Below are 20,246 nucleotides of genomic sequence, written 5' to 3'. Positions count from 1 at the left end.
ACCGGAATTCCGGCATGACTATTTGGCGTCACTTCCCGTACTCAAGGACATACAAGCAAAAACACCACTAAAACAGGCCCAAGCCTTGCTATCGGAAAGGCTGGACTGACGCCGCCAGCCCGGATAAACTCGGTGAGTTTCAATAAGTTAGCACAAGTTTCCGAGATTTTTAGACGGGCTTGTCACCGGCTCCGGCGGGTTGATTTTCGCACTGGATTGATTGAATGAGTCACCCCGCCCGGCGCATGCCACTTGTCGATTGCCTCAAAGCCTTGGCATCGCAGCTGATCGTACTGCACCACATCGCATTTTATGGCCCGATGTCGGACGTCGCCTATCCATTGGCTTCCGGCAGTATCGACTGGCTCTATGAATATGCCCGGATGGCGGTGCAAGTTTTTCTGGTCATCGCAGGTTTTCTCGCCGCGCGCAGCCTGGCCCCCACCGCCACCCCCGTGTCGATCAAGCCCATACAACTGATCTGGACGCGCTATTGCCGTCTGGCCTTGCCCTTTCTCATCGCGATAACACTCAGTATTGCGTGCGCAGCCACTGCCCGACTCTGGATGACGCATGCCTCAATCCCGGATGCGCCAGCCTTCTGGCAAGTATTTAGTCACGCAACGCTGCTGCATGGCCTGCTGGGGCAGGAATCGCTATCGGCCGGCGCGTGGTACGTCGCCATCGACTTCCAGTTGTTCATCCTGTTCGTCGCTATGCTGTGGCTTGCCGGTAAAACCCGTGCCAGTACGCGTACGGCAATGGCTCTGATCACCGTACTGGCACTGGCATCCCTGTTCTACTTCAACCGTCAGGACAGCTGGGACAGCTGGGGACTCTATTTTTTCGGTGCCTACGCGCTGGGTGTCGCAGCACACTGGTACGCACAGCGTCAGCACTCCCCTATCTGGTTCGCACTGCTGCTTGGCCTCGTCCTCTACGCCCTGGCACTGGAGTTTCGCCCGCGCATTGCCATCGCACTCTGCACAGCCCTGATTCTGGGAGTGAGTGCGCGTTACCAATTGATGGAAAAATGGCCGGATTTTCGACTCACCGCCTGGCTCGGAAAGATTTCGTATTCGCTGTTCCTGATTCATTTCCCGGTATTCATGCTGGTCAATACGCTGGTCTTTCGTCTAGCACCGAACTCCCCCTCGCTCAACCTCGTCGGTATGATTCTGGCTTGGCTCCTGAGCATTGCGGCAGGCGATCTTTTCTATCGTCTGGTTGAAAGCCGGATGAATCCCCCTCGCCATCCACAAACCCGCGTGCTCACCGAACGAGCCGAAGCGAGCTGAACATGAACTCTCATAACAACTACGCCGAGCGCCGCCAACGCCAACGCTTTGCCGCAATACGCGACGGCAAGGCCTGCATCCGGATCAGGGTCGATGGTCAGGATCTGAACGTGATCGACTTGTCGATAGATGGCTTCAGCATCTCGGCCAACACTGCCATTACGGACGCAGAGTTCGATTTCGAAATGCGCCTGATTGACGGCTTTGGCGACAAGGTGCGTGGTCGCGCGAAAGCGGTCAACCAGATCGGCGAAGCGGATACTGGCCAGATCGGCTGCAGCTTCGTTTCCTTGCTTGAACAGGGTGAAAAGACCCTGCAGGAGTGGCTCACGGTGATCGTGATCTGCGGCGCCTCAGTCCGACTAACCCCGGCTGACGCAGAATCCATCGTCAAAGGCCCATCCTTAATATAGAAACCCATGGAAAAATTCATCGTTCTTCACGGCGCACTCCCCGACGACCTCGACACCTGGGTGAAATATCGCAAGGGCCTGTGCGACACCTGCAATGCTGTCTGCTGCACCATGCCCGCTGAAGTGCGCGTACGCGACCTGGTCCGTATGGGCGTGGTGGATGAGTTCGATCTCGATACCGACCTCAAGCAACTGGCCAAGCGCCTGCAGAAGCAGGGCATCATCGAGCACTTCAATTTCCGCTACGGCATCTTCACTCTGGCGCGCCGCACCTCGGGCGACTGCAGTTTCCTCGATACCAAAACCCGCCGCTGCACGGTCTACGAAAACCGTCCGGACACCTGTCGCAAACACCCTGAAACCCTCGGACCACGACTGGGTTACTGCCCCTATTCGCAAGTACGCGTCGCGCCCAAGCCCTACAAAGACTGACCCAGCCATTGGCTGAAGAGCCCCGCCAGTCGGCGCTGTCAGGGCACGCCTTCTGAAGAGGGCCGCCCCGCGCGGCTGTTCAGGCAGCCCCCATCAGCACAGCATTACAGTCAAGCTTTTGCAGGCTATACTCGCTGCAGAGGCAGCTTCCGTCAGGCGACGGAGATCATCAAGGTGATGGCTGCACACAACCCGGGAGATCGCCATGAGCAAGGTTCAGAAGAGCAACAAGGAAACGAAGAAGGCACCCGCCAAGTCGCTGAAAGAAAAGCGCGAAGCCAAGGATGCCAAGAAACACGGCAAGGAAGTGCCACCGATGGGCAGCCGACCGGCCTAAGGTAAAAGCTGGTTCAGCAACTGCGCCAGCCGCAAGCCAGCGCGCTCGATCTGCTGGCGTACCACCGGCACGCTGCGTAGCTGATAGGCCGAATCCAGCACAATGGGTTCGGCCAGCTTTTCCTTGCAAGCAAAACCCGACAAGGGTTCATACACTTCGTGCAACGCGACATCGCGCGTCTCCAGCATCCACTGGGTCGGCGCATCGTCGGCCAGCAGGCTCACGGCGCCCAACACCGCTGAAGACTTCCAGCCTTTCAGCGCGGCATTCGCCAGTTCGCTATCCCAGACGCCATGCAAAGTCGCGTCGCCCTTGATCTCGACGCCTTCCAGAAATACTTTCGCACCGCCGCCATTGCTGTTGATGCCTGAATGCAAGGGCATGTGCAGATCACCAACCAGATGCACGATCCACTTCAGGGCTTCATTGCGCGCACGCATCGGCTGCTGCACGTCTTTGAGAATACGTGCGTTGCTGATGATGAGTTGATCCACACAAAGCCCCTCGCGACACTTCCCTAGCGTATCGGCACAGACGCGATTGCTGCGCCCATGCCAGCCCCGATAGGCTTTCGGATCCGTGCGACTCGCTACCTCGCGAATTTCGTCGGCCCAGGACGCCACCGAGGCCAGCGACCTGCGGCCAGATGCTTGCTCGTAGCGATCCAGATCGTCGCGCAACAACGTCTGTACCTGCGCCTGGGCTGCCGGACTCAGATTGGCCTGCGCCAACGCACCGACCGCCGCATGTCCACGCCCACCCCAGGCAAAACACGCAGACGAGGCCAGCACGCAGCACATTACAAAAACAATCCGACGCATCCCGGCGCTCCTCAAATCAATAATGTGGCGGAATCTCTTCGCGCAGATCACGCGGCTCGGCACTGGCAGAACTACCGCCCTGCATCTGCTGATAGAGCAGACGAATCTGCGCCTGCAACTGATCGAGCTGTTCCTGCTGACGAAAGACCGTGCGATTGAGCTCATCGAGCAGATCCTCGGCAAGACACAGCTTGCCTTCCAGATGATTGATACGATCTTCCATACGGCCACCTGCCTGCAATTGATGAGCGCGGATTGTACGCCGAGCGGCTGAACAAGACTTCCCACGCCGCCGGGAAATATCCGATACTCGGAGCTTGCCGCAACAGCCCGCACGCCATGCTCAGCACCCAAGCAGTCCCCATCGCCCACAGCCCGCTCGAAGACTTTCAAGCCCTGCTTGTCGGACCGCTATTCATGGCTTTGGCAGTGGTGTTCTTCCGCCAGGCCGGACTACTCACCGGTGGCAGCGCAGGCCTCGCATTCCTGGCGCATTACCTGAGCGGCTGGCGCTTCGGCACGCTGTTCTTCCTGGTAAACATGCCCTTCTACATCTTCGCGATCCGCTCGCTGGGCTGGCTGTTCACGCTTAAAACCTTTGCCGCCGTAGCCCTGCTCTCGCTCTACAGCGAAGTGATGCCGCGATTCATCCATCTTGACCTGCTCCACCCCGCTTTCGCCGCGATCATGGGCGGCCTGCTGGCCGGTGTCAGCCTGTTGATCCTGATACGCCACAAGGCCAGTCTGGGTGGCATCGGTGTGTTGGCCATCTTCCTGCAGGAACGCTACGGCATCCGCGCCGGCAAATTCCAGATGGGGGCCGACTGCACAATCGTGCTGGCTTCATTTTTCGTCGTCGATCCATGGCATGTTGCACTTTCGGTGCTCGGTGCCGTAGCGCTGAATCTGGTCATCGCGGTCAATCACAAACCCGGCCGTTACATGGGGATCTGAATGCCATACACCACACTCGTTTCTGCCCAAACCTTGCAGGCAGGCGTCAAGGATCCAGACTGGATCATCATTGATGTCCGCCACGACCTGGCCGATCTGGCCGCCGGCCGCGCATCCTGGGCTGCCGGGCACATCCCTGGCGCAATTTTTCTGCACATGGACGAAGATCTCTCCGCGCCCAAGACCGGACAAAACGGACGTCACCCTTTACCGGATCGTGCTGCCTTTGCCACAAAACTGGCACAACTGGGTATCAATGCCCGATCACAAATCGTGGTGTATGACGCACAAGGCGGCATGATGGCCGCGCGCCTGTGGTGGATGCTGCGCTGGCTGGGGCACACAGCGGTAGCAGTGCTCGACGGTGGCCTGCCCGCCTGGCTGGCGCAGGGCGCAGAACTCTCAACAGAAGCCCCCGCAAACCGGCCGATCGGCGATCTGCAACTGCTCACAACGGCAGTCGGCACGGTGTCGGCGGACGAGGTATTAGCCAACCTTGCCACGCAATCCCGACTCGTCGTGGACGCTCGCGGGCCAGATCGCTTCCGGGGCGAGAACGAAACGCTGGACCCGGTCGGTGGCCATATCCCCGGCGCGCGCAACCGCTGCTTCCGCGACAATCTGCAAGCCGACGGCCACTTCAAATCAGCCGAAATATTGCGTGAGGAATTCGCGGCCGTATTCGGCGACACCCCCGCTAGCGCCGTCATTGCCCAATGCGGCTCGGGCGTCACGGCCTGCCACAACCTGCTGGCTCTGGAAATCGCCAGTCTGCCGGGCGCAGCCCTGTATCCGGGTTCGTGGAGCGAGTGGTGCAGTGATCCAGCCCGGCCGGTAGCAACCGGCGGCTGATTTCTAACCTGCCTGAAGAACCGCATGCAGAGGGCCTCTACAGATAGACTACCTGTTCAAGTCCGTCCTGCAATGATCTGCGAGCTGACACCTTGTAGAACCATACTGCGCGCGGCTTTCAGGCTTGCATGCCCAAAGTGCTCTTGCACCGTGGAAACGCCCGGCAGCCCCAGTAACGACCTTTTTCGTTCTGACGCGGAATCATCTTGAGCCCGCAGCCCGGGCAAGATGGCGTCATGTAATCACCCTCTACCGCCAGATTCAGCAAACGCTGACTTTCTTCGGCCGGCAAACGTCCGAGCATGGAGAGGAACATGCGATCATCAATCAACGTGATCTGTGCCGGCTTCGCCGCCGCTTCGGCCGCCTCGTCAAAACGCCAGGCACCCATGAAAAAGGCGCGACTCACCCCCACCTCAGCCATCACCTGCTGCAAGGCGATGATCGCCTCGACACCAACCACCTGCTCACCACGTGCAGCCTTGCAATGCAGCAGTGCAAAAGGCGCCTGCTCGTCATTCTCTGCGCTGCGCGCACCTTGATACAGGCGCACATCCATGCTGCCGTCCTGCCCGACACTCGCCAGCTCGCCAGAGAGTCCGCGTTCCTTGTAAAAGGCCAGACACACATCCACCATGCGGCGCCACTCCAGCGTGTGCAAGAGCTCCACCGACCACTTGCGCGGCTTGCTTACCACCGGTTTTGCCCCCGCCGTCACGACCGCGTCCAGCGTGGCCGGGCGCGCTGCATCATCGGACAGCAGGACGACATCCTCTTCAGACGCCTCACCCGCCAATTCAAAACTTTGCTGGTAGCGGAACAAGGCCATCGCGAGCAAAACAAAACTCAAAAAGCTGGCCGGCCACTGCACACCGGCCACGGCATGACCGGCAAGCATGCGCGGCAATACATAACCCAGCACGAAGACAGCACAAGCACGCCAGCCGGCGTCTTGCCAAGTTTGACCCCACAACGGGGCGAGCGGGCCGGTATCAGCCTGATGCGTCAGGGTTGCAGGCATAGCGGAATTCTCCTGTGCAATACGCAATGGTTATCTGCCCATGATAGTCAGTTGGCGTGCCAGCCCCGCCCTGCAGGTCAAAGCAGTCAGACGAATGGCGGAATCGAAGCCCTTTGCGGGCGCTAGACTTGCACATCGGCCGACCCTCCCCTCTGGGGCAAACCATGAACGTCAGCGCAGACCCAAATCCAGAATCCGCCCGCACACGGCACATTATCATCGCCCTCATCGTTGCGGCGCTGCTGGTATTCCTCGCCCGCTTCGCCACGGACAGCGTTTTGCCGCCCCAGCTCAAGGCCGCAAGCGCAGCGCCAGCAATCGCAGCAAGCGCGCCGCCCCTCCCTGCCGCAGACAGCCTGATCGAAGAAAAAAATCCCGCTGAAGTACAGGCCCGTCAGGCACGCATCGAACGCGAAAAACAACAGATCGCAGCCGATCAGGCCCGCCGCGACGAGCGCCTGAAAGCCGCCATCGCCACTCGCGACCAGGCCTCCGAAATCACCCGCCTCGATCAGGAACGCATGGATCAGGCCTGGGGCCGTTTCTACAAAAAACCAAAAAAATGTGACGTCCCGACGGACCAGAACGTCATCGTCGAATGCGGCAATCATTTCATCCGGGAACGGCAACGCTTCGAAAAGCTCTGGGCAGACGGCAAAATCTCCGCGCGCTAGCAGCGGGAACACCTACAATCGGGGCTGAAGTTTTCACATTAGCCCCGCCATGCTCAGCTACCGCCACTCCTATCACGCCGGCAACCATGCCGACGTGCTCAAACACACCATCCTGATCCAGCTTCTGCGCTATCTCGGCCAGAAGGAAAAAGCCTTCTGCGTAATCGACACCCACGCAGGCGCTGGCGTTTACGCGCTCGATTCGGTGCACGCCGAAAAACTCGGCGAATACCGCGACGGCATTGGTCGCCTGTGGGAACGCCAGGACCTGCCGCCCGCGCTGGCCGAATACGTAGCCCAAGTGCGCGAACTCAACGGCGACGGGCCTTTGCGCCACTATCCCGGCTCGCCGTGGTTGGCCAAAAACGCCTTGCGCGAACAGGATCGCCTGCGCCTGTTCGAACTGCACAGCACCGATTTTCGCACGCTAGACAAAAACTTTGGTCAGGGCAACAAGCAAACCATCGTCTATGCCGATGACGGCTTCGCCAAGCTCAAAGCCCTGCTGCCTCCGGCCTCGCGCCGTGGCCTCACGCTGATCGACCCCTCCTACGAAATGCGCGAGGATTACGCCCGCCTGATCCAGGTCCTCAAGGAAGCGCAAGAGCGTTTTCCGATCGGTACCTATGCCGTCTGGTATCCGATTCTGTCCAAACCGGAATCACGCCAGTTGCCGCACAAGCTCAAAGCGCTCGGCCTGGCCAACTGGCTGCACGTGACCCTCTCGGTGCGCGGCCCTTCGCCCGACGGCATCGGCATGCAAGGCAGCGGCATGTTCATCATCAATCCGCCATGGACCCTGGCACAAACCCTGCAAGCCGAGATGCCTTGGCTGGTCAAAGCTCTGGCCGCAGATCCCGGTGCAGGTTTTACCCTGGAGCACGTTTCAAGCTGAACAAATCTCATGCGAACAGGCTAGAATCATGCGGCCGGTCGGCACCTGAACCTCGCGTCCACAATCAAGGGAGTCTCTTCATGCACAAAATCGTAATCCTTGCCCTCGTCACCCTGTTTGCAGCCAATTCAGCCTTTGCCGCCAGTTGTGATGAACAGGCCGCAGAAAAGAAACTCGCCGGAGCAGCCAAGACCAGTTTTCTGAAAAAATGCGAGGCCGACAGCAAACCTGCCAGCGCCTGCGAAACCCAGGCCGCCGAGAAAAAACTTGCAGGCGCAGCCAAGAACAGCTTCGTCAAAAAATGTGAGGCTGATGGCAAAAGTGCCGATGCAAGCACTGCTTGTGAAGCCCAGGCCGCCGAGAAGAAGCTGGCAGGTGCCGCCAAAAACAGCTTCGTGAAAAAGTGCGTCGCTGACGCGAAATAAGTCTTCCAGAACGGGCGCGGCGACTTGCGTCGCGCCCGCCACCCTGTACTGCACTGCCCGGAAGTACCCTGACGAATTCCTTGCCCTTGCCGTCAACACCCTGATTCACCGCTGATTTTTCAGCACCGCACCCTGCAGACAGCCGAACTCGTCAATGATGAATCTGCCTTGGTTCCAGAAGTCCTCAGGGTCGCCAGCCTCCCCGGGCGCCAAACCCCTGCTCCTGCGCCGCTTGCGCCACGGTGTGCTGTTTTTTTACGTATTGACCCTGCTCGCGGTTCTACTGGCGACGAGCTGGCTGAGCCTGCAGGACTATCAGAACACCTTGCAGGAAGCTGAACGGCAATCCCTATCACTGGCGCGCTCGCTGGATGAGCACTCTACGCGCTCGCTCGTCTCTGTCGAACAGGCCATGCAGAATCTGGTCGAGGATTTTGAACGCGTCGGCGGCGTCGAACGCATGGACGAACACTGGGCCTACGAACGCCTCAAGAGCAAAGTTGAACTCACGCCCCAGATCCGCGCCATCATTGCCATGGACAGCCGCGGCACGCTGTCTGCCCACGGTCTGGAATACCCGACCCGCCGCGTCAGTCTGGGCGACCGCCCCTACTTCGCCTATCACCGCGAGCACAACGAAATCCGCCTGCGCATCGGCGAACCCATCATCAGCCGCACCGACTACAAATGGCTGATCCCGGTGACACGACGCATCAACAATCCGGACAACAGCTTCGGCGGGGTCATGCTTGCCGGCGTGGAGCCTGATTATTTCCTGCATTTCTACGAATCGCTGCATCTGGATAAGGGCACACGCATTCAGTTGCTGCGCAGCGATGGAGTCATGCTGCTTAACTACCCGCTGGACATCACCCAGCTGGGCAGCAAACTTCAGGAAACCGACCCGGACAGCTTCGACAAATTGCAGACCAACCGCACGACCTTTCTGCAAAAACAAAAAGACGACGGCAGCCAACTCATCGCCCAGCTCAGCAGCAACGACATGCCCCTTGTCGTGCGTGTGCTCACGGACGGAGATCACGTGCTGGCCAAATTCACCCAGGACACGCGTGTCCGCATTGGCTCTGCAGCCCTTGTCCTGCTGATCATGACCAGCATGCTGTTCTTGCTGCTGCGCCAGATTCATCGGGTGGAAGACTCCGAATCCCGCCTGCACCTGACCCAATCCGCCGTCGACGAATCACCCGACATGATCCTGTGGTGCGACCAGAATGGCCGCGTTCGCTACGCCAATCGGCGCTTGACCGAACTGAGCCAGCACGAGCCGGCCGAACTACTGGCGCTGACCTTTGCGGATCTGATCGGCGACGGGCAGTTGCGCTGGGAAAAACTCCATATCGAACTGCAGACACAGCAGCGCCACAACATGGAAAGCGTATTGCGCAACAAAAAGGGCGCCTTGATCCCCGTCGACCTGACACTCTCGCTGATCGCCGACAAACAGCGCCAGTACCTGTGCGTCACGGCCCGCGACATCACCGAACGGCATGCTGCCCAGCTGGAACTGCGTCGCCATCGCGACCATCTGCAAGAACTGGTCGCCGAGCGCACGACAGAAATCCGCACCATGCTTGACGCCAATCCTCTGGCCGTCATGCTCTGCGTCAACGAACACATGCAGCAGATCAATCCGGCTTTCGAATCCCTGTTCGGCTACAGCATGAACAGCATCAATGGCCTGCCGGAAAGCCTGATTCACGCCACCTCAGCCAGTCACAACGCGGTACGCAGCGCCATCCAGAGCCGGGTTTCACTCGGCGGCACCTACCGTGGCGAGGCCGAATTGCGGCGCAGTGATGGTTCCCTGTTCTGGGCCATGCTGTTTGCGCGCGCCCTGCTGCCGGATGAGCCCGAGCGTGGCGTCATTTTCATCATCGAAGACGTCAGCGCCCAACGTGCCGCCGCGCAGGCCTTGCGGCAATCCGAACAGCTCAAACGCTCCGTTCTCGACACGACGACCGATGGTTTTGCCCTGATTGATCATCAACGCCATTTTGTCGACCTGAATCAGGCACTGTGTCGCCAGCTCGGCGTCAGCCGGGTCGCCCTGCTCGGCCAAACCCCGGAAGCCATCTGGGGCGAAGCGCTAGCCGAGCAAATTTTCCCGCGTAACCCAAAGCGCCACGGACGGCCCGCTCAAACGGAGGTGGAACTGCCGACTTCCAACGAGAGCTGCCACCCGTTTCTGGTGAGCTGCGGCATCATCAATGGCGAGCACGGCGAACTTGAGCACGCCTTCGCCTTTCTCACTGACATAGCCCATCAAAAGGAAATCGAGCGCTCCCTGCTCGAGGCCAAAGATGCAGCCGAAACAGCCAACCACACCAAGAGCATTTTCCTGACAAACATGTCACATGAGTTGCGTACGCCGATGCACGCGATTCTTTCATTTTCGGAAATGGGCCTGCAAAAAACAAACAAACCCGAATTGTCTGATCTGGCCCGCTATTTCGAACGCATCCAGAACTCCGGCAAACGACTGCTGGCCCTGCTCAACGACTTGCTCGACATGTCGCGCATGGAGGCCGACAAGATGAGCTACGACAAAGCGCGACACTACCTGCAGAGCACCCTCCAGGCTGCGCTTACAGAGACCTCCTCCTTGCTGGCCGCCAAACAGTTGCGAGTGGTCATGGACGAAAGCACGCCGCGTATCGTCGCGGTGTATGACCGGGTGCGCATCACCCAGGTGATCGTCAATCTGCTATCGAATGCGATCCGTTTCAGCCCGCCCGGCGGCTGTATCGAAATTGCCTGCCTGCATGAAGCTGCCGCCAACGACTCCACGCCCCCAATTGTTGGCTTCAGTCTGCGCGACGAAGGACCAGGCATTCCACCTGACGAGCTGGAGCGGATTTTCGACTCTTTCGAGCAAAGCTCGCAAAGCCAGCCGGTTGGCGGAACAGGGTTGGGGCTGACGATCAGCCGACGCATCATGCACGACCACGACGGAAGCATCCAGGCCGAAAACCTTCCCTCAGGCGGCGCAATATTTACCGTCAGGATGCCGGGCGTGGCGCGCAACATCAAAACAGACGATCAGGCCTGAGCAGAACGGCTCAAGGGCACAGAACAGCTGATCGCCCCTCAGCGGCCGTAGGCCTTGCTGAAAACCTCGCAACGCTCGACGAACTCGGCGCTACTCTTGGGCATGGAAATCCGGGCACGTGTCACGTCCGAGATCAAGCCACGGGCCTGACGGATCAGGCGCACACCATGCTCAGCTTCGCGGATCTGCGACTCATCGGCGTTCTCGGGCAGCGTAGGTACATAATTGCGCAGACGCTCACCCGCCACCGAAAACTTGGCCCACACATCAAAAATATCTGCATCAGTACGCAGCACTTCGCTTTTGACGTGCGCAGCGGCGGCAAATTGCTGAGTCAACTCGGCCACTCCGGAAAACATCGGGTGATGCTCGAAAGTGCGCACCAGCGCGTCAGCCAGCGCATCAATGTCGCGCATAGCCAGCGCGATCTTGTTGTAACGACTCTCGTAGAACGCCTCAACCGGGATTGAGAACGCCTTGAAAGGCTCGCCCCACAACTCGTCAATACCCTCATCGCCGCTGCGGTGAAGTACCAATTTTCCAAGTGTCAGCGCCTCCTGCAAACAGCGCCCGCATTCGCGCATCAAGGCGTTATCGGAAGCAATCTCGACCCCCAAGGCCTGCAAATCTACCAGCTTGGTGAAAATGTCCGTCGCTCGGTTGAACAAGGCACCGGCCAGCATAGAGCCCTTGACGCGCTTCATCTCCGGATCAAGCTCGGTATCGTAAGCAGCACGCGCCTCATCAAGACGCCGCCCCGGGATATTGATGCCATGTTCGACGTGATTGAACAAGCGTCGCGTCAGCGCATCGATCAGGCGCTTCTTGGCCTCCAGCGTGCTCGCAGGGGCTTCGTAAGTCTTGATCCAGTAACCGTAGTAATAGACGCGTTCAACGCCATCTATGACCCGTTTGGTTCCGCAGGGAATGGAATCGCTCATGGCAATCAATCGACAAACCTGTCAAAAATTCAAAAACCGACCGCGACTTTACTGTGTTTCAGGCGTATGGATAGACCCATCGTTGTATTGCTGCCAATTTTTCGACGTTTTAGCACGAATCCAGAGCAGGATTCATCGCTACACTGCGCCCTCACAACATTTTCGAGACGACCTCACGCCATGATCGAAAGCCTGTTTGCCCTGATCCTGCTCGGACTGGTCGCCTGGTACTGGATGGACGGCCTGACAGCCCGCGAAATCGGCATCGCCGCCGCGCGGCAGGCCTGCGCTGCGGAAGGTGTGCAATTTCTGGACGATACCGTAGCGCAAAGCGGCATCCGCGTGCTGCGCGGTGACGACGGACGCCTGCATCTGCAACGCAGCTTCGCGTTCGAATACAGTCTTAGCGGAGATGACCGTCAGCCCGGTAGCGTGACCTTGCTGGCACACACCGTCACCATGCTCTTCACCGGCACACGGCACAACGACGAAGAGCGTCCAAACCAGCTGCATTGACGCATGCCTGTAGAGCCGCTCCCAGCCTGGATCTGCAGGCAGGCATGCCGCACGGCAATCCCGGCGAGGCTCTTCAGAGCGTCAAATCGGCTGCAACAGTTTGTGCAGCACCAAGGCCGCAGCACCCGCTGCGACAGACAAGTCACCAAAACGGGATTCAGTAACCGGCGGCGTCTCCAGATTGGCAGCACGCGCCAGCGCCTCGAAGGTTTCCTGCGCAATGCCCAGAAGAGGCTTGCCCAAACGACACGCCGGGCCGCCCAGTACGATCACAGCGGGATCCAGCATCGCCCACAGATTGTGCATCAACACGCCCAGATGCCGACCACCCGCCGTGAGCACGCTGAGGGCCGCCGCATCACCGGCAGCTACGCGGGTCTCCAGTTCGGCGATACTGCAGCCCAAGGTATTCGCCATGGCCTGCAGACCGATGAAGACCTCGGCACAACCGCTGCGCCCACAGCTGCAGCGTGGGCCATCCGCCTGCATCTGCATGTGTCCGACCTCGCCGGCAAAGCCGCGGCCGCCCAACAACAAGCGTCCACCCACGACTACGCCAGAACCCACGCCAACCCCCAGACAGATGTACAGCAAGGGATCGCCCACCGGCCCGGAGGCAAACTCCACCTCACCCAGCGCGGCAACATCTCCATCGTTCTGCACGAACAGCGGCAAGTCCACCACGCCCAGGCGTGTCAGTGCTGCCAACAACATTGCGCGCACCGGCACATCGCGCCAGCCCAGATTAGGCGCCACGGCCAAGACACCGCTGGTTTCCATTACGGCACCTGGCACGCCCACACCAATTCCCAGCAGTTCGCGCCGGGCATCACTCTGACGTCCCACTTGCGTCGCGATCAAACCAGCCATCTGCGCCAGAACCACCTCGGCTGAAGTCTGCAAAGGAAACGTGCACTCCTCGCGCTCCAGCACCTCGCCGTTCAAACTCATGCTGACCACACACACGCTACCCACAGACAGTTCAGCACCAATCATGACCAGACGCCGGCCATCCAGACGCAAAGGAGTGGGTCGCCGCCCGATCGCCCCGGTCACAAGCACCGTGTCCTCACACAACCAGCCATCATCGATGAGTTCCTGCACCAGTAAACTCACCGTGGATTTGGTCAGTCCGGTCGCGGTAGACAGCTCGGCGCGTGACAAGCCGGGCTGACTGCGCACCAGCCGAACCAGAGCCATGCGATTGATGCGCTTGAGCAAGCGCTGATCGCCAGTAATTGCCATAAAACCTAGTCTCCATGCATGTAAGAATTCTTCTTACACAAATTGTAGGCTACTACTAAGGTATAAGACGACTAGCCTGTTTGTTCGAGTGCAAAACTCGTCACACTTTGCGATAGATTTTCTGTCATGAATGCCCATCAATCCGGAAAATCGACCTGAATTACCGTTCATCGGACGACGACCGGCCGAATGAGCTATTGTCACCTGCCGACCACGCCGAAACCCGATTCAACGGGGCTCTGCAAATGTCCGGCAACAAGACTATCCCATCCTGACGCCAAAAACCTGTACCCCATCGGGCGCAAAACCCCAAAAATCAGCCACTCGCAGCCCGCCTCGGAATCCCCGCAGCGGCGTATCATCAGCGCTCTCCCCGCATTCCCGCACATCCAGTTGCCCTCGCTTCATGAGCCTGCCCCGCCACCACCTCGAACTGCTTGCCCCGGCGCGTACCGCCGAAATCGCCCGCGAAGCCATCCTGCACGGCGCGGATGCGGTGTATATCGGCGGCCCGGCCTTCGGCGCGCGCCACAACGCCAGCAACGAAGTGCGCGACATTGCGGAACTGGTGCGGTTTGCCCACCGCTTTCACGCCCAGGTTTTCGTCACGCTCAACACCATCCTGCACGATGACGAACTGGAGCCGGCGCGCGCGCAAATCGGCCAGCTGCACGACGCCGGCGTGGATGCGCTGATCATCCAGGACATGGGTCTGCTCGAACTCGACCTGCCACCGATCGCGCTGCACGCCTCCACCCAATGCGACATCCGCACGCCCGACAAGGCCGCCTTTCTGGCGCATAGCGGTTTCTCGCAACTGGTGCTGGCGCGCGAACTGTCGCTGAAGGAAATCGCGGCTACCCGCGCCGCCGTACCCGCCGATGTGGCGCTCGAATACTTCGTACATGGCGCGCTGTGCGTGGCCTTCTCCGGCCAATGCAATATCAGCCACGCGCACACCGGGCGCAGCGCCAATCGCGGTGATTGTTCGCAAGCCTGCCGCCTGCCCTACACCCTGAAAGACGCCAGCGGTGGCGTGGTCGCCTTCGAGAAGCATCTGCTGTCGATGAAGGACAATGATCAGAGCGCCAACCTCGCCGCGCTGGTCGAAGCGGGCGTGCGCTCCTTCAAGATCGAAGGCCGCTACAAGGACATGGCCTACGTCAAGAACATCACCGGCCACTACCGCCAGCTGATCGACACCGTGCTGGAAAGCCGCCCGGATCTGGCGCGCGCCAGCAGTGGCAGCACCCAATTGCTGTTCACGCCGGATGCGGAGAAGAGCTTCAACCGCGAGCACACCGATTACTTTGCCACCGGCCGCAAGGACGACATTGGCGCTTTTGACTCGCCGAGCTACGTCGGCACGCGTCTGGGCACGGTGCAACGTCTGCTGCCAGATGGCTTCGAGATGGATTCCGATGCCCCACTGGCCAACGGTGACGGTCTGAACTATCAGCACAAACGCGAAGTTCTTGGCCTGCAGGCCAACATTACCAAATCACTCGGCGGCAATCGCTGGAAGATCCAACCCAATCAGGCCATGAGCGAACTCACCGGTCTGGTCGCCGGCAGCGAGATCCACCGCAACCGCGACCATGCCTGGGAGCAGGCGTTAACCAAGCCTTCTGCCAAGCGTCTGATCAGCACCGACCTGCGCTTCGAGGAAACGTCCGAAGGCTTCCGCCTCTGCCTGCAAGATGAGGACGGCGTTCAGGCTGAAGCCAAACTGTTCACGGCAAAACAGCCGGCCCAGCATCCCGAACGCTTCGAATCCGGCCTGCGCGAACAACTCGGCAAACTCGGCAACACGATTTTCGTCGCCGGGCAAATCGATATCACCTGCAGCCAGGCCTGGTATCTGCCCGCCAGCCAGCTCAACGCCTTGCGCCGCGACGGCATCGCCGCACTTGAACTGGCCAGACTGGCCGCCCACCCGCGCCCGCAACGCGTGGCTGAAAGCGTGCCGCCGGTGCCCTACCCCGACACCAGCCTGAGCTTCCTCGCCAACGTCTACAACCAGCGCGCCCGCCAGTTCTACACGCGCCATGGCGTCAGCCTGATCGCCGCGGCTTACGAGGCGCACGAAGAATCAGGCGAAGTCAGCCTGATGATCACCAAGCACTGCCTGCGCTTCTCCTTCAATCTATGCCCGAAACAGGCCAAGGGCGTGCAAGGCGTACAGGGTCAGGTACGCGCCGAACCGATGACGCTGGTCTCCGGCAACGAAACCTTTCACCTGCGCTTCGACTGCAAACCCTGCGAAATGCACGTCACCGGCAAGATGAAAAAGCACATCCTGCGCAGCCCGCAGCCGGGTGCGATACCGATTCAATTTGTAAACAAGCCTGCCTGAAGATCCTCGCGCAGCGGGCGTCTACAAGCAACCCGGCCCAAGCATCAAGCTGGGAGCGGGTCTTGGCCTAGGTAGGCGCAGCGTCATCGCGTAATCTTTCCAGCGCCACGCCCAGCTCCGGATTCCGCTTTGCCGCACCCGGGCCACAACTGCCCTGTAGCGTCCTTTAACCCCATCATCGCCAAGGCCAGCGTCCCGGCCAAACCGCCAATCCCAGCGAACTTGTGCAAAAACCCCACAATGTTCTGTGTAAACCTTAGAATTCGCGCTCTTCAATCAGCCAGGCCTTCATCGTGAGCATCAAGTCAGATAAATGGATCCGTCGCATGTCGGAACAGCACGGCATGATCGAGCCCTACGAGCCCGGTCTGGTGCGCGAACTGAATGGCGAGAAGATCGTGTCCTTCGGCGCCTCCAGCTACGGCTACGACATCCGCTGTGCCGACGAATTCAAGGTCTTCACCAACATCAATTCGACTATTGTCGACCCGAAAAATTTCGATCCGCAATCCTTCGTCGAAGTCTCCGGCAAGGGTTACTGCGTGATCCCGCCGAATTCCTTCGCGCTGGCCCGCACGGTCGAGTATTTCCGCATCCCTCGCTCGGTCCTGACGATCTGTCTGGGCAAGAGCACCTACGCGCGCTGCGGCATCATCGTGAACGTGACGCCGTTCGAGCCGGAATGGGAAGGCTTCGTGACGCTGGAGTTCTCCAACACCACCCCGCTGCCCGCCAAGATCTACGCTGGCGAAGGCTGCGCCCAGGTGCTGTTCTTCGAGAGCGACGAAATCTGCGAAACCTCCTACAAGGATCGCGGCGGCAAGTATCAGGGGCAGGTCGGCGTGACCTTGCCGAAGATCTAGCCCTCATGCGCGCCCCGGCCCGATTGCTGGTACTGGTGCTGGCCCTGCTGCTCGCAGCGGGCCTCGCGCAGGCGGCGGTCTACAAGGTGACCGGGCCTGACGGCAAGACCACCTACACCGACGCGCCACCGGCCAGCGCGGCAGGCAAAGGCAGCATCACCGAAGTGCCCATCACCAGTTACACCGGCCCGGTGCAGCAAGGCGTACTGGCGCAGCAGCCGGACTGGGCTGCAATCCTCAAGCGCCCGGTCGATGTACCGGCGCGGGCCGTCAAGGTTGTAATGTTCAGCGCGGAATGGTGCGGCTACTGCAAACAGGCCCGCGCCTACATGCAAGCCAAGAAAGTTGCCTTCACGGATCTGGACGTGGAAACCAACGACAACGCGAAACAGGAATATGCCAAGCTCGGCGGACGCGGTGTGCCCTACTTCGTGATTGGCCGGCGCACCCTGGCCGGCTTCAGCCCGGAAGCTTTCGACGCGGCCTTGCTCGACGCAGCGAAGTAAGCAAAATTTCACTCTGGCGGAGTATGCTCCGCTCCCTTTTTACGCTTTCCTCCGAAGGAGGCACGCAGTGCGCTTTCATTTCCCTATCATCATCATCGACGAAGATTTCCGCTCGGAAAACACTTCGGGTTTCGGCATTCGTGCGCTGGCCAAGGCTCTTGAAGCCGAAGGCATGGAAGTGGTGGGCGTCACCAGCTACGGCGATCTGAGTTCCTTCGCGCAGCAGCAGAGCCGCGCCTCGGGCTTCATTCTGTCGATTGATGACGAGGAGTTCACCTCGGAAGAAGCCGACAGCACGATTGCCGAGCTGCGCGCTTTCGTCGAAGAAATCCGCCTGCGCAACGCCGACATCCCGATCTTCTTGCACGGCGAGACGCGCACCAGCCGTCACATCCCGAACGATGTGCTGCGCGAGCTGCACGGCTTCATCCACATGTTCGAAGACACCCCGGAATTCATCGCGCGCTACGTGCAGCGCGAGGCCAAGGCCTATCTCGATTCGCTGGCCCCGCCCTTCTTCCGCGCGCTGACCCATTACGCGGCAGACGGTTCGTATTCCTGGCACTGCCCCGGGCACTCCGGCGGCGTGGCTTTCCTGAAGAGCCCGGTCGGCCAGATGTTCCACCAGTTCTTCGGCGAAAACATGCTGCGCGCCGACGTCTGCAACGCAGTGGAAGAACTCGGCCAACTGCTTGATCACACCGGCCCGGTCGCCGCCTCGGAACGCAATGCCGCGCGCATCTTCCACGCCGATCACCTGTTCTTCGTCACCAACGGCACCTCGACGTCCAACAAAATCGTGTGGAACTCCACCGTCGCGCCGAACGACATCGTGGTCGTCGACCGCAACTGCCACAAATCGATCCTCCACTCGATCATCATGACCGGCGCCATTCCCGTGTTCCTGATGCCCACGCGCAACCACTTCGGCATCATCGGCCCGATCCCGAAGAGCGAGTTCAAGTGGGAAAACATCCAGAAGAAAATCGCCAAGAACCCCTTCGCGCTGGACAAGAACGCCAAGCCGCGCGTCCTCACGATCACCCAGAGCACCTATGACGGCGTGCTCTACAACGTCGAAGAGATCAAGGAAGAGCTCGACGGCAAGATCGACACCCTGCACTTTGACGAAGCCTGGCTGCCACACGCGGCCTTCCACGACTTCTACGGCGATTACCACGCCATCGGCGAAGGCCGCCCGCGCTGCAAGGAATCGATGGTGTTCTCCACCCAGTCGACGCACAAGCTGCTCGCCGGCCTGTCGCAGGCCTCGCAGATCCTCGTGCAGGATTCCGAGACGCGCAAGCTGGACAAGGACCTCTTCAACGAGGCCTACCTGATGCACACCTCCACCAGCCCGCAATACGCCATCATCGCCTCCTGCGACGTCGCGGCGGAGATGATGGACTCCCCCGGCGGCCCGGCTTTGGTCGAAGAATCGATTGCCGAGGCGATGGAATTCCGCCGCGCCATGCGCAAGGTCGACGAGGAATGGGGCGCCGACTGGTGGTTCAAGGTCTGGGGCCCGGATTACCTCGCCGAAGAAGGCATGGGCGAGCGCGAAGACTGGATGCTCAAGGCCAACGACCGCTGGCACGGCTTCGGCAATCTGGCCGAAGGCTTCAACATGCTCGACCCGATCAAGGCCACCATCATTACCCCCGGCCTTGATGTGGACGGCGATTTCGCCGACGCCGGCATCCCGGCCGCGCTGCTGACCAAGTATCTGTCCGAACACGGCATCATCGTCGAGAAATGCGGCCTCTACTCCTTCTTCGTGATGTTCACCATCGGCATCACCAAGGGCCGCTGGAACACCCTGGTGACCGAGCTGCAACAGTTCAAGGATGCCTACGACCAGAACCTCCCGCTGTGGCGGATCATGCCGGAATTCATCGCCAAGCATCCGCACTATGAAAAACTCTGCCTGCGCGACCTGTGCCAGCAGATTCACGACGTCTACAAGGCCCGCGACGTCGCCCGCCTGACCACCGAGATGTACCTGTCTGACATGGTCCCGGCGATGCGCCCGACCGACGCCTGGTCAATGATGGCCCACCGCGAAATCGAACGCGTCGCCATCGACGACCTGGAAGGCCGCATCACCGCCATCATGCTCACGCCCTACCCGCCGGGCATTCCGCTACTGATTCCGGGCGAAGTCTTCAACAAGACCATCGTCGACTACCTGAAATTCGTGCGCGAATTCAACGAGCGCTTCCCCGGCTTCGAAAGCGACTGCCACGGACTGGTCAAGGAGATGCGTGAAGGCCAGCTGCATTACTGCGTAGATTGCGTGAAGCAGAAGTAAAAAAGTTCTGAGTGCTGAGTGCTGAGTGCTAAGGAAAAACAAACGGGGCGCTGCGGCGCCCCGTTTTTTATCTGCCTGCAGAGCCGCTCCTGACGGACTTCTACAGCATGGTAGGCTTGAGAGGCTTGCCGGACGGGGGTTTCCGGCAGAACCAGCCGAAGGTCCTTGTCAGGTGCGGATCTCCGGGCAGCATCCGTAGGGTGCGCATCGCGCACCATATTCTCATCTTGCGATACCGAATCCGCGTGCGCGGTGCGCATACATGGACGCCCCCGTTTGCAAAGCCAATCTTTTCATTGATGACGACTCACGGAGT

20 protein-coding genes are annotated in these 20,246 nt (G+C 59.9%); 15 read left to right on the top strand and 5 right to left on the bottom strand.

Annotated elements, in window-relative coordinates; all coding sequences use genetic code 11:
* Nucleotides 1-224 precede the first annotated feature (224 nt).
* From ABXR19_RS16825 to ABXR19_RS16810, 4 genes are all read left to right on the top strand, one after another.
* Nucleotides 225-1,298, top strand: a complete 1,074-nt coding sequence (locus tag ABXR19_RS16825; RefSeq protein ID WP_354602315.1) for an acyltransferase family protein — start codon at nucleotides 225-227, stop codon at nucleotides 1,296-1,298.
* 2 nt (nucleotides 1,299-1,300) lie between these two features.
* Nucleotides 1,301-1,711, top strand: coding sequence for a PilZ domain-containing protein (locus ABXR19_RS16820; protein ID WP_354602314.1), 411 nt, complete (start codon nucleotides 1,301-1,303; stop codon nucleotides 1,709-1,711).
* A 6-nt stretch (nucleotides 1,712-1,717) separates the two neighbouring features.
* On the top strand, nucleotides 1,718-2,143 hold the full coding sequence (locus ABXR19_RS16815; RefSeq protein WP_354602313.1) for a YkgJ family cysteine cluster protein: 426 nt from the start codon (nucleotides 1,718-1,720) through the stop codon (nucleotides 2,141-2,143).
* A gap of 205 nt (nucleotides 2,144-2,348) precedes the next feature.
* Nucleotides 2,349-2,480 (top strand): hypothetical protein, encoded by a 132-nt coding sequence (locus tag ABXR19_RS16810; RefSeq protein ID WP_354602312.1) that lies wholly within the window; start codon nucleotides 2,349-2,351, stop codon nucleotides 2,478-2,480.
* On the opposite strand, the gene ABXR19_RS16805 is transcribed toward ABXR19_RS16810, so the two are convergent.
* The gene (locus ABXR19_RS16805; RefSeq protein ID WP_354602311.1) at nucleotides 2,477-3,301 is read right to left on the bottom strand and encodes a S1/P1 nuclease; all 825 of its coding nucleotides are present in this window, start codon (nucleotides 3,299-3,301) and stop codon (nucleotides 2,477-2,479) included. The two genes, ABXR19_RS16810 and ABXR19_RS16805, sit on opposite strands and share 4 nt — an antisense overlap.
* 16 nt (nucleotides 3,302-3,317) lie before the next feature.
* On the bottom strand, nucleotides 3,318-3,524 hold the full coding sequence (locus ABXR19_RS16800) for a SlyX family protein (RefSeq protein ID WP_354602310.1): 207 nt from the start codon (nucleotides 3,522-3,524) through the stop codon (nucleotides 3,318-3,320).
* 116 nt (nucleotides 3,525-3,640) lie between these two features.
* Between ABXR19_RS16800 and ABXR19_RS16795 the strand changes: the two genes are divergently transcribed.
* Nucleotides 3,641-4,255 (top strand): YitT family protein, encoded by a 615-nt coding sequence (locus ABXR19_RS16795; RefSeq protein ID WP_354602309.1) that lies wholly within the window; start codon nucleotides 3,641-3,643, stop codon nucleotides 4,253-4,255.
* On the top strand, nucleotides 4,256-5,107 hold the full coding sequence (locus tag ABXR19_RS16790; protein ID WP_354602308.1) for a sulfurtransferase: 852 nt from the start codon (nucleotides 4,256-4,258) through the stop codon (nucleotides 5,105-5,107). It begins immediately after the preceding gene.
* A 118-nt stretch (nucleotides 5,108-5,225) separates the two neighbouring features.
* On the opposite strand, the gene ABXR19_RS16785 is transcribed toward ABXR19_RS16790, so the two are convergent.
* Entirely contained in the window at nucleotides 5,226-6,128 is a 903-nt protein-coding gene (locus ABXR19_RS16785; protein WP_354602307.1) for a restriction endonuclease, read from the bottom strand.
* A gap of 164 nt (nucleotides 6,129-6,292) precedes the next feature.
* Between ABXR19_RS16785 and ABXR19_RS16780 the strand changes: the two genes are divergently transcribed.
* The 4 genes from ABXR19_RS16780 (at nucleotide 6,293) to ABXR19_RS16765 (ending at nucleotide 11,192) form a co-directional block, all read left to right on the top strand.
* Nucleotides 6,293-6,802 carry a hypothetical protein gene (locus tag ABXR19_RS16780; RefSeq protein ID WP_354602306.1) on the top strand — a complete coding sequence of 170 codons (510 nt, stop codon included), beginning with the start codon at nucleotides 6,293-6,295 and terminating at the stop codon, nucleotides 6,800-6,802.
* Between the two features lie 49 nt (nucleotides 6,803-6,851).
* Complete coding sequence (locus ABXR19_RS16775; protein ID WP_354602305.1) at nucleotides 6,852-7,697, top strand: 23S rRNA (adenine(2030)-N(6))-methyltransferase RlmJ; 846 nt, start codon at nucleotides 6,852-6,854, stop codon at nucleotides 7,695-7,697.
* An 80-nt stretch (nucleotides 7,698-7,777) separates the two neighbouring features.
* A complete protein-coding gene (locus ABXR19_RS16770) occupies nucleotides 7,778-8,122 on the top strand; it encodes a hypothetical protein (RefSeq protein WP_354602304.1) in 345 nt (114 codons plus the stop codon).
* A gap of 154 nt (nucleotides 8,123-8,276) precedes the next feature.
* Nucleotides 8,277-11,192 carry a PAS domain S-box protein gene (locus tag ABXR19_RS16765; protein WP_354602303.1) on the top strand — a complete coding sequence of 972 codons (2,916 nt, stop codon included), beginning with the start codon at nucleotides 8,277-8,279 and terminating at the stop codon, nucleotides 11,190-11,192.
* 38 nt (nucleotides 11,193-11,230) lie between these two features.
* Here ABXR19_RS16765 and ABXR19_RS16760 read toward each other — a convergent pair whose 3' ends face one another.
* On the bottom strand, nucleotides 11,231-12,133 hold the full coding sequence (locus ABXR19_RS16760; RefSeq protein ID WP_354602302.1) for a hypothetical protein: 903 nt from the start codon (nucleotides 12,131-12,133) through the stop codon (nucleotides 11,231-11,233).
* Between the two features lie 180 nt (nucleotides 12,134-12,313).
* On the opposite strand from ABXR19_RS16760, the gene ABXR19_RS16755 reads away from it, so the two are divergent.
* On the top strand, nucleotides 12,314-12,649 hold the full coding sequence (locus tag ABXR19_RS16755; protein ID WP_354602301.1) for a DUF3301 domain-containing protein: 336 nt from the start codon (nucleotides 12,314-12,316) through the stop codon (nucleotides 12,647-12,649).
* An 81-nt stretch (nucleotides 12,650-12,730) separates the two neighbouring features.
* On the opposite strand, the gene ABXR19_RS16750 is transcribed toward ABXR19_RS16755, so the two are convergent.
* Nucleotides 12,731-13,894: an ROK family protein gene (locus tag ABXR19_RS16750; RefSeq protein ID WP_354602300.1), complete on the bottom strand. Its 1,164-nt coding sequence runs from the start codon at nucleotides 13,892-13,894 to the stop codon at nucleotides 12,731-12,733.
* 406 nt (nucleotides 13,895-14,300) lie between these two features.
* On the opposite strand from ABXR19_RS16750, the gene ABXR19_RS16745 reads away from it, so the two are divergent.
* The 4 genes from ABXR19_RS16745 to ABXR19_RS16730 all read left to right on the top strand — a co-directional run bounded on the left by ABXR19_RS16745 (nucleotide 14,301) and on the right by ABXR19_RS16730 (nucleotide 19,930).
* Entirely contained in the window at nucleotides 14,301-16,250 is a 1,950-nt protein-coding gene (locus ABXR19_RS16745) for a peptidase U32 family protein (RefSeq protein WP_354602299.1), read from the top strand.
* 293 nt (nucleotides 16,251-16,543) lie between these two features.
* On the top strand, nucleotides 16,544-17,113 hold the full coding sequence (gene dcd / locus ABXR19_RS16740) for a dCTP deaminase (protein WP_354602298.1): 570 nt from the start codon (nucleotides 16,544-16,546) through the stop codon (nucleotides 17,111-17,113).
* A 5-nt stretch (nucleotides 17,114-17,118) separates the two neighbouring features.
* Nucleotides 17,119-17,619 carry a glutaredoxin family protein gene (locus ABXR19_RS16735; RefSeq protein WP_354602297.1) on the top strand — a complete coding sequence of 167 codons (501 nt, stop codon included), beginning with the start codon at nucleotides 17,119-17,121 and terminating at the stop codon, nucleotides 17,617-17,619.
* Nucleotides 17,620-17,686: 67 nt separating this feature from the next.
* Nucleotides 17,687-19,930, top strand: coding sequence for an Orn/Lys/Arg family decarboxylase (locus ABXR19_RS16730; RefSeq protein WP_354602296.1), 2,244 nt, complete (start codon nucleotides 17,687-17,689; stop codon nucleotides 19,928-19,930).
* Nucleotides 19,931-20,246: the final 316 nt, after the last annotated feature.

Source organism: Uliginosibacterium flavum (genome assembly GCF_040566545.1).
GTDB lineage: Bacteria > Pseudomonadota > Gammaproteobacteria > Burkholderiales > Rhodocyclaceae > Uliginosibacterium > Uliginosibacterium flavum.
The sequence above is the reverse complement of the archived record's forward strand: the minus strand, read 5'-3'. Positions and strand labels throughout refer to the sequence as shown.

Bases quoted from the DNA above. Each gene is read 5' to 3' on its own strand.
- ABXR19_RS16825 (WP_354602315.1), top strand. From the start codon at position 225: ATGAGTCACCCCGCCCGGCGCATGCCACTTGTCGATTGCCTCAAAGCC.
- ABXR19_RS16820 (WP_354602314.1), top strand. From the start codon at position 1,301: ATGAACTCTCATAACAACTACGCCGAGCGCCGCCAACGCCAACGCTTT.
- ABXR19_RS16815 (WP_354602313.1), top strand. From the start codon at position 1,718: ATGGAAAAATTCATCGTTCTTCACGGCGCACTCCCCGACGACCTCGAC.
- ABXR19_RS16810 (WP_354602312.1), top strand. From the start codon at position 2,349: ATGAGCAAGGTTCAGAAGAGCAACAAGGAAACGAAGAAGGCACCCGCC.
- ABXR19_RS16805 (WP_354602311.1), bottom strand. From the start codon at position 3,301: ATGCGTCGGATTGTTTTTGTAATGTGCTGCGTGCTGGCCTCGTCTGCG.
- ABXR19_RS16800 (WP_354602310.1), bottom strand. From the start codon at position 3,524: ATGGAAGATCGTATCAATCATCTGGAAGGCAAGCTGTGTCTTGCCGAG.
- ABXR19_RS16795 (WP_354602309.1), top strand. From the start codon at position 3,641: ATGCTCAGCACCCAAGCAGTCCCCATCGCCCACAGCCCGCTCGAAGAC.
- ABXR19_RS16790 (WP_354602308.1), top strand. From the start codon at position 4,256: ATGCCATACACCACACTCGTTTCTGCCCAAACCTTGCAGGCAGGCGTC.
- ABXR19_RS16785 (WP_354602307.1), bottom strand. From the start codon at position 6,128: ATGCCTGCAACCCTGACGCATCAGGCTGATACCGGCCCGCTCGCCCCG.
- ABXR19_RS16780 (WP_354602306.1), top strand. From the start codon at position 6,293: ATGAACGTCAGCGCAGACCCAAATCCAGAATCCGCCCGCACACGGCAC.
- ABXR19_RS16775 (WP_354602305.1), top strand. From the start codon at position 6,852: ATGCTCAGCTACCGCCACTCCTATCACGCCGGCAACCATGCCGACGTG.
- ABXR19_RS16770 (WP_354602304.1), top strand. From the start codon at position 7,778: ATGCACAAAATCGTAATCCTTGCCCTCGTCACCCTGTTTGCAGCCAAT.
- ABXR19_RS16765 (WP_354602303.1), top strand. From the start codon at position 8,277: ATGATGAATCTGCCTTGGTTCCAGAAGTCCTCAGGGTCGCCAGCCTCC.
- ABXR19_RS16760 (WP_354602302.1), bottom strand. From the start codon at position 12,133: ATGAGCGATTCCATTCCCTGCGGAACCAAACGGGTCATAGATGGCGTT.
- ABXR19_RS16755 (WP_354602301.1), top strand. From the start codon at position 12,314: ATGATCGAAAGCCTGTTTGCCCTGATCCTGCTCGGACTGGTCGCCTGG.
- ABXR19_RS16750 (WP_354602300.1), bottom strand. From the start codon at position 13,894: ATGGCAATTACTGGCGATCAGCGCTTGCTCAAGCGCATCAATCGCATG.
- ABXR19_RS16745 (WP_354602299.1), top strand. From the start codon at position 14,301: ATGAGCCTGCCCCGCCACCACCTCGAACTGCTTGCCCCGGCGCGTACC.
- ABXR19_RS16735 (WP_354602297.1), top strand. From the start codon at position 17,119: ATGCGCGCCCCGGCCCGATTGCTGGTACTGGTGCTGGCCCTGCTGCTC.